Below are 8661 nucleotides of genomic sequence, written 5' to 3'. Positions count from 1 at the left end.
ATGGCGTTCGCGTTCAGCGTGGTATTGTTGCTAATAATCCGGTTGAAGCTGTTGCTGCTGCAAAACAATTAACGGCTGAAACAGGAACAGGTTGGCATGTTATCAAAGCTCAAATCCACGCAGGTGGGAGAGGAAAAGGCGGTGGCGTAAAATTGGCTAAGAATCTGCAACAAGTGGAAGAAATATCAGAACAAATTATTGGGATGATGTTAAAAACACCTCAAACTCCACCAGAAGGAAAACGAGTGCACAAGATTTTGATTGCAGAAGATGTTTATTATCCAGGAGAAAGCGAAACTAAAGAGTTTTATATGTCTGTGCTGCTGAACAGAGCGACTGCCAGAAACATGATTATGTATTCTACCGAAGGTGGAATGGATATCGAAGAAGTTGCAGAACACACACCACATTTGATTTTCACAGAAGAAATTGATCCATCAGTTGGATTGCAGGGTTTTCAGGCAAGAAGAATTGCTTTCAATCTTGGACTTTCAGGAAATGCTTTCAAAGAAATGGTAAAGTTTGTTGACTCACTATACAACGCTTATGTTGGTTCTGATGCTTCAATGTTTGAAATTAATCCAGTTTTAAAAACATCGGATAACAAAATTATGGCTGTTGATGCTAAAGTGAATATTGATGACAATTCTTTATTCCGTCAGCCAAAATATTCTGACATGCGCGACATTCGTGAAGAAAATCCAATTGAAGTGGAAGCCAAAGAAGTTGGTCTAAACTATGTTGACCTTGACGGAACAGTTGGTTGTATGGTTAACGGTGCAGGATTAGCAATGGCAACAATGGATTTGATTAAATATGCAGGTTTTGAACCCGCAAATTTCCTAGACGTTGGTGGAACTGCAGATGCAAAACGTGTTGAAACTGCTTTTAGAATTATCCTTAAAGATCCAAATGTAAAAGCAATTTTGATTAATATCTTTGGTGGAATTGTTCGTTGCGACAGAGTTGCACAAGGTGTTGTTGATGCATACAAAAACATGGGTGATGCTATAAAAGTGCCAATCATTGTACGTCTTCAGGGAACCAATGCTGAAATTGCAAAAGAATTAATTGATAATTCAGGAATGCCAATATTATCGGCTACACAATTTCAGGAAGCGGCTGATCAGGTTAAAGCGGCTTTATCATAAACATAAATATTTTGAATTAAAATCCTGAGCTTTCACTCAGGATTTTTTTTTATGCGAATTCTAATTAAAAACGATTAAATACTCATTTGCTATTTTTTTACCAAAAGGGAATGCTATTTTTGTTTGAAGCATTAGTTAAAATGTTCTTTATGAAAATAGCTAAAAATCTATCTCTATATTTTCTACTGATTTTTTCGGTAGTCAGTTGGTCGCAAAGTCAAACAGCAGACAGTTTAATTTCGGTTTTGAAAAAAACAAGGAACGATATTGACAAAGCAAAACTTCTTAATGCTATTGCCGATGAATATAAATCCAGTGATCCCAAATTAATGTTGCAATTTGCCAATCAGGCTTTGCAACTTTCAACCAAAATCAAATTTAAAGAAGCCGAAGGCAATGCCTATCTTAATATTGGAACCGCAAATATCATTACCGGAAATTACGCTGTAGCTTTGCAAAATTTCTCGAATGCGCAAACTGTTTTTGAAAAAGAACTGGATAATAATTCAGATAAAGAACTCAAAAATAGTCTGGCCCGTGCCTATGGAAGCATCGGAATTGTATTTTCAGAACAAAGCAGTTATGCCAAAGCGTTGCAATATGACCTCAAAGCACTCAAAATATACGAATCGACAAATAATTTAGAAAAATGTGCCCGATTGTACAACAACATCGGAATCGTTTACAAAGCACAGGATGAAGATTTCAAAGCATTGAATTATTTTGTAAAATGTTTAAAAATTCAAGAGAAAATTGGGGATGAAACAGTTGGAATTACAACAACCAATATTGGAAATATTTATCTGCACCAAAAGAATTTCTCAAAAGCATTTGAATATTACAACAAAGCACTACAGCTTTTTGAAAAGTATCCAAATCCGCGTGGTTTAGGTGAATTATATAACAATCTTGGGTTGTATTATAAAATGATAAACAATCAGACGGAAGCTTTGAAAACCTTTGAAAAAGCAATTGCAGCTTTTACTTCAATAGAAGATAAATTCGGAATTTCGGATACTTACTTTTACATCGGTGAGGTTTATCTGGAACAAAACAAATTAGACGAATCTTTGGTTGCAACTAATAAATCATTGGCTTTAGCCAAAGAATTAGAAGTTATTGAGCAAGTTCAGAATGCTGAAAAAAGGTTAAGCGAAATCTACGAAAAGAAGCATAATACTGAAGAATCATTAAGACATTTCAAACTTTATAGTGTTGCGAAAGATAGTGTTGCCAATGCTGAAAATATTAGAAGCAGCGTTCGTGCCGAAATGAATTTTGAGTTTGATAAGAAAGAAGTGCTGCAGAAAAAAGAGCAGGAAAAGCGTGAAGTTATTTACAATGAACAAGCCAAAAGGCATCAGCAACAAATCTTTTTTGTGATACTTTTTATCTTATTGGCATTCGGAATCATTTTCCTGATTTACAACCGACTTCAATTAAAGAAAACTTTGACACTGCAAAAAGAACTGGCAGAATACGAGCAAAAAGCACTGCATTTGCAAATGAATCCACATTTTGTGTTTAATTGTTTGGGTTCTATTTCGAGTTTTATTGTTCAAAACGGAACCGATTCGGCGATTAAATATTTGTCCAAATTCTCTAAACTAATGCGATTAACATTGGAGTATTCAAAAGAATCTTTGATTCCAATCGATAAGGAAATGGAAAGCCTGCAAAACTATTTAGAACTGGAGCAATTGCGTTTCAATCAAAAGTTTGATTTCACCATTACAAAAGGAAATGATATTGAAGACGACATGGCTTTGCCACCATTATTGTTGCAGCCATTTGTCGAAAATGCTATTATTCACGGATTAATTCCGAAAAACGAAAAGGGAAATATTGCTATTGATTTCTCCATTGAAAAAGAAAGTTTAATTTGTACTATTGAAGATAACGGAATTGGTTTTGACAAATCGAAAGAAATTAAGGAAGCATTGGTTTCGGTACATAAATCGATGGCGCTTGATATTACCAAAAAACGATTGGAAATGATGGAAGCATCAACTTCGCGCAAAGCCAATGTTGCCATTGAAGAACTAAAAAATAATAAAGGCGAAATTCTGGGAACGAAAGTGATTTTGAATTTGCCGATACAATATATTAAGTGATTGATGAAGAGTAACTAGTGAATAGCATTAACTCACTAATTACCACTCACTAATTACTAATCACTAATTACTAAAAAATGATTACAGCCATATTAATAGATGACGATAACAATTTAAGAGCCGGAATGAAAACGCTGTTGACTCGTTATGCTCCTGAAATAAAGATCATAGGAGAAGCTGACAGTGTAAAAACAGGGGCAGAATTGTTGCTGCAGAATAAGCCGCAAGTAGTTTTTCTTGATATTCATTTGGGTGATGGTTCGGGTTTTGATTTGCTGGAAGAAGTCAACAAAAAAGGGAAATTGAATTCTCAAATTGTATTCATCACGGCGCATGAACAATACGCTATCAAAGCTTTCCGATTTAGTGCTTTGGATTTTTTACTGAAACCGGTTGATCCGGAAGAATTAGAAAAAGTAATAGGTAAAATCAAGAGTGTTTTAGATAAAAATGACAGTGTTGCCCATATAGATTTGTTATTGGAAAACATCCGAAAGAAAGTTGATAATTTCAAAAGAATTGCATTATCGACTTCTGAAGGAATTCATCTTTTTGAAATCAGTGATATTATTCGTTGCGAAAGCGAAGACAATTACACCAAGTTTTATATAAAAAACAACAAGCCAATAATGATTTCAAAAACGTTGAAAGAATATGAAGAATTATTGACGGAACATGGTTTTGAACGCATTCATCAGTCGCATTTGATAAATCTTTCTTATTTGAAATCGTATATCAAAAAAGACGGTGGTTATGTGGTAATGTCAGACAATAGCAATCTGCCAATTTCACAACGGAAAAGAGAAAGGCTGCAGGAGATTTTAAAGACATTATAACGAATTCTAATTCAAACCAATCGAATACTCAAATACTAAGAATAGACACAATAAACCGATATATCTTTATATAAGAAATCAAAATCAGTCAAAACGAACAAAACATATATTATGAAAAAACTATACTTTATATTGCTGCTTTTTACGGGATACATAGGATTTGCATTTTCGCCTCCTGTAATTCAAACTCCAACAACATATTATGTTTGTGACGTCAACAATGATCAATTTGAAACGTTTGATTTGACAACTAAGACTCCTGAAATTTTAGGAGCTTTAGATCCTACATTGTATATGGTTATGTATTTCGAAACCCCTGCTGATGCAGCGAATGGCACGAACTTTATTTTTAACCCAACTGCTTTTTCTAATATTTCTCCTGTGCAGACTATTTATGTCAGAGTTGTAGAAAATGCGAATCCTGCCAACTTTGCACTAACAAGTTTTGCATTGGGTTTTGTAAGCCTGCCAACTGCAACAATTATGTCACAACCAACAGCTTGTTCGGGATATCCGGTTTTGTATACTTTGATGGGAGCTAACGGAACAGCACCATATGTTTTTAGCGTTTCAGTTAATGGCGGTCCGATTAACAATGTATGGACAATCGGTCTAAATTATACAGAAGTACAAATACTTGATGCAACGCCCGGCGGTTACGATATCGCTCTGACTATGGTGCAATCTTCAGGTTCACCTGGTTGTTCTCAAATCCTGAACGAAACTGCACATATCGATGTTTTGCCAACACCAACACCAAGTCAGCCCCAGGATTTATCAATAGAACAAATTCCTTATATAGGTACTGCTCTCTTTGATTTAACATTTAATGATGCACTGCTTCATAATGGTGATCCAAATGTTTCAATAACGTATCATTTAACAGAATTTGATGCTCAGGCTGCTACAATACCAATATTTGAGACAACGGCTTTTTCAGCAACCAATGGACAGGTAATTTGGGCAAGAGTTCAAAATGCGGCAAATCAATGTGCTGCCATTGTAAGTTTTCATTTATACATCACAAATCCAGATGTTATATTTATTCCGGATGCGAATTTTAAAGCACAGCTGATTGCTCTTGGAGTTGATACTAATGTAGATGGAGAAATTCAGATAAATGAAGCATTGGTGCCTACTTCTTTGAATGTTTCCAATTCTAATATTTCAGATTTGACAGGAATTCAATATTTTACTAACCTGACTCAGTTAAACTGTAGCGCAAATAATTTGTCAGTTTTAGATTTGTTGTTATTAACAAATTTACTTTCGCTCGACTGTAGCAACAACAATCTAACAACACTGGATGTTGGCAATTTAACAAACCTTACTTCTCTTAACGTAGTCAACAATCAACTGACTGAGATTGTAGATTTGGATCTTCTGGTTAATTTAGATTTTTTAAGTCTTTATCAGAATCAAATTAGCGATTTAAATGTAGACTCTTTGGTAAACTTAACAAGCTTAAACACTGGAAATAACCCATTAGGAACTTTAAATGTTTCTCAAAATACAAATTTAACGTATCTATTTTGTCCTCAAAATATGTTAACTTCAATCGATATAACATCGTTGACTAATCTTCAGTTTTTTTATTGTTATGCTAATCAGATTTCCTCTTTGGATACAACAAATAACACGGCATTGATTTTTTTATATTGTAATGAGAACCAAATCTCAAGTTTAGATGTGTCGAATTTGCACAGTCTGACAAATTTAGATTGTAGTTCTAATTTAATTACTGCTTTAAATGTTTCCGGCACTAATATGTCAACACTAAAATGCTCATACAATCCTCTTCCAATACTTGATCTTTCAGGATTAACAGGAATTAATCATTTGGCTGAATTATATTGTAACGGCACTAACTTAACTACTTTAGATTTAGCTATTGCAGACCAAAACATCATTTTGGAATGTAACAATAATATCCAACTGACTTCATTATACATGAAAAATGGATCCTTGCAGCAAAATGTTTCTATAGGCGGAGATCAAAACTTGTCATTCATTTGCGTTGATGATGATAATGAGTTACTCTTTTTTCGGGCTTTGGCAAATTCATACGGTTATACAGATTGCGTAATCAATAGCTATTGCTCATTTATGCCTGGCGGAGACTTCAATACTATAACAGGAACAGCAACTTTTGACGCTAATAATAACGGTTGTGATGTTCTAGATTTAGTAAGGCCAAACATCAGAATGAACATTAATGACGGAACGAATGCCGGAGCAAGTTTTACGGATAATTCAGGAAATTATACATTTTACACACAAACCGGAAGTTTCACTATTACACCAAATATTGAAAATCCAACCTGGTTCAATTTTTCACCTGCAGTTGCAACGATTCCTTTTGCTGATAATAATAACAATATTATAAATCAAAATTTCTGTATTGCTGCTAATGGAGCTCATCATGATGTAGAAATGGTCATAGTCCCAATAATCAGAGCAAGACCAGGTTTTGATGCGGTGTATGATTTAGTTTATAAAAATAAAGGCAACCAAACGGAAACGGTGTTCCTTAATTTCAATTATGATGATACAAGATTACAATATGTATCTTCATCAGCCTCGCCATCAGTTTCCTCAGTCGATGGACATTATGGATGGCAGGTGTCAAATGTTCAGCCTTTTCAATCGGGAAGTATACGGGTAACATTACATGTAAATACGCCTACTGATATTCCGCCTGTAAATATTGATGATGTTTTAATCTTTACTTCATTTGTTGATATAACTTCAGATGAAAATTGGAGTGATAATAGTTTCACCTATAACCAAACTGTTGTGGGCTCTTTTGATCCAAACGATATTACATGTATCGAAGGTAATGTGTTAGCTCCATCCGAAATTGGAAAATACCTGCATTATGTTATCAATTTTGAAAATACGGGAACTGCGGAGGCCGAAAATATTGTAGTTAAAGACATTATAGATACGACGCAATTTGATGTAAATTCATTGCAGGTGCTTAATAGTTCAGCTTCAGTAACATCAAAACTTACAGGAAATATAGCCGAATTTATTTTCCGAAACATCAATTTGCATTCAGGTGGACATGGAAATATTTTGATAAAAGTCAGATCTAAAAATACCCTTGTTCAAGGAAATACAGTAAGCAAAAGAGCCAACATCTATTTTGATTATAATGCTCCAATTGACACAAATCTTGAAAATACAATTTTTCAGGCACTAAACAATCCAGACTTTGAAGTTGATGCATCAATTTCGGTTTATCCAAATCCAACCAAAGGAAATCTTAATATCAAATGTGACAACACTATCAAATCAGTTCAATTGTTTGATATTCAGGGAAGAATATTGCAAACTAACTTGGTAAATGAAAACCAAACAAACATTGATATTTCAAGTCATTCAAAAGGAGTTTATTTTATTAAAGTGCTATCTGATAAAGGAATTTCAGTTCAAAAAATTGTAAAAGAGTAAAAGTTAATTGAAATGTAGATTGTAGAAACTCACGACACACCATCGTGGGTTTTTATTTTGTAAAAATAGACGTGGAGGACAAGCTTATAATTTTTATCAAATAATTAACGAAAACGCTACCATATTTCTTTTTTATTTCATTTCGAATTCCCTAAATTTGTTAAATTATTAATTTATCAGATTTAATTCCCTTTTTTATACCATGTCCAAAACCGCAATATTAGAATTTGATGGCAATAAATATGAGTTTCCGGTAATTGTTGGAAGCGAAAATGAAGCAGCCATAGATATTGAAAAACTACGTGCTTTAACAGGCGCAATAACTCTTGATCCTGGGTATAAGAACTCAGGTTCCTGCCAAAGTGAAATCACTTTCCTTGATGGTGAAGAAGGAATTCTTCGTTATCGCGGTTATGCGATAGAAGATTTAGCTGATAAAGCAGATTTTCTTGAGGTTTCCTACTTGGTTATTTTCGGAGAGTTGCCTACAAAAACTCAGTTAGCTCAATTTGAAACTGACATCAGAAAATACACTTTGGTAAACGAGGAAATGAAAAACATCATCGATGGTTTTCCAAAAACAGCTCATCCAATGGGCGTTTTGTCTGCGCTTACAAGTGCATTAACAGCTTTTAATCCAAAAGTTGTCAATGTAGAAAATGAAAAAGAAATGTATGAAGCCGTTTGTAAAACCATGGGTAAATTTCTGGTTATTGCAACGTGGACATACAGAAAAATGATGGGTTATCCTTTGAATTATTATGATAACACCATTGGTTATGTAGATAATTTTATGCAGTTAATGTTTAAATTACCTACCGGACCTTTTACTGCAAATCCAGTGGTAGTTAATGCTTTGGATAAATTATTTATACTTCATGCAGACCACGAGCAAAATTGTTCTACATCTACAGTTAGAATTGTTGGTTCATCACATGCTGGCTTATTTGCTTCAATTTCTGCTGGAGTTTCTGCACTTTGGGGACCATTGCACGGTGGAGCAAATCAGGCTGTTTTAGAAATGCTTGAAGCAATTCAGAAAGATGGTGGAGATTCAGCAAAATATATGGCTAAAGCCAAAGACAAAGACGATCCTTTCCGTTT

5 protein-coding genes are annotated in these 8661 nt (G+C 34.3%); all 5 read left to right on the top strand.

Annotated elements, in window-relative coordinates:
• Positions 1-1151: ADP-forming succinate--CoA ligase subunit beta (gene sucC / locus ABIQ27_RS01320; RefSeq protein WP_348031325.1), on the top strand; the 1151-nt coding region annotated here is incomplete at its 5' end.
• Positions 1152-1300: 149 nt separating this feature from the next.
• Entirely contained in the window at positions 1301-3265 is a 1965-nt protein-coding gene (locus ABIQ27_RS01315; RefSeq protein ID WP_348031323.1) for a tetratricopeptide repeat protein, read from the top strand.
• A 77-nt stretch (positions 3266-3342) separates the two neighbouring features.
• Positions 3343-4101, top strand: a complete 759-nt coding sequence (locus tag ABIQ27_RS01310) for a LytTR family DNA-binding domain-containing protein (protein ID WP_348031321.1) — start codon at positions 3343-3345, stop codon at positions 4099-4101.
• Between the two features lie 111 nt (positions 4102-4212).
• The gene (locus tag ABIQ27_RS01305; protein WP_348031319.1) at positions 4213-7557 is read left to right on the top strand and encodes a T9SS type A sorting domain-containing protein; all 3345 of its coding nucleotides are present in this window, start codon (positions 4213-4215) and stop codon (positions 7555-7557) included.
• Between the two features lie 202 nt (positions 7558-7759).
• Positions 7760-8661 (top strand): citrate/2-methylcitrate synthase (locus tag ABIQ27_RS01300; protein WP_348031317.1); only part of this gene is annotated, 902 nt, incomplete at its 3' end.

The organism is Flavobacterium sp. (assembly GCF_039916025.1).
GTDB lineage: Bacteria > Bacteroidota > Bacteroidia > Flavobacteriales > Flavobacteriaceae > Flavobacterium.
Note: the sequence above shows the minus strand (reverse complement) of the source record. Positions and strands in the feature narration are given on the sequence as shown.